1 protein-coding gene is annotated in these 614 nt (G+C 69.9%); it reads left to right on the top strand.

The window, feature by feature from the left end:
• A partial coding sequence (locus tag MXD59_RS26005; RefSeq protein WP_248827202.1) for a beta-ketoacyl reductase occupies positions 1–614 on the top strand: 614 nt, incomplete at both ends.

Raw genomic sequence — 614 nt, 5'->3', positions numbered from 1 at the left:
CCGCGGACGGTCCGGCGTTCGACCCCGAAGGCACCGTCCTGATCACCGGCGGCACCGGCACCCTCGGCGCACTCCTCGCCCACCACCTCGTCCAACACCACGGCGTCCGCCACCTCCACCTCACCAGCCGCCGCGGACCCGACGCCCCCGGCGCCACCGACCTCCACCACCACCTCACCACCCTCGGCGCCACCATCACCATCACCGCCACCGACACCACCAACCCCCAACAACTCACCCACCTCCTCACCACCATCCCCCCCAACCACCCCCTCACCAGCATCATCCACACCGCCGGCACCCTCCACGACGCCACCCTCACCACCCTCACCCCCACCCACCTCCACCACACCCTCAACCCCAAAACCCACGCCGCCTGGAACCTCCACCACCACACCCAACACCTCCCCCTCCAACACTTCATCCTCTTCTCCTCCATCGCCGCCACCCTCGGCACACCCGGCCAAGCCAACTACGCCGCCGCCAACACCTTCCTCGACACCCTCGCCCACCACCGCCACACCCACGGCCAACCCGCCACCAGCCTCGCCTGGGGCCTCTGGCACCAAACCAGCACCATGACCAGCCACCTCGACACCACCGACCTCACCCGG

It is taken from the genome of Frankia umida (assembly GCF_023242945.1).
Lineage (GTDB): Bacteria > Actinomycetota > Actinomycetes > Frankiales > Frankiaceae > Frankia > Frankia umida.
Note: the sequence above shows the minus strand (reverse complement) of the source record. Positions and strands in the feature narration are given on the sequence as shown.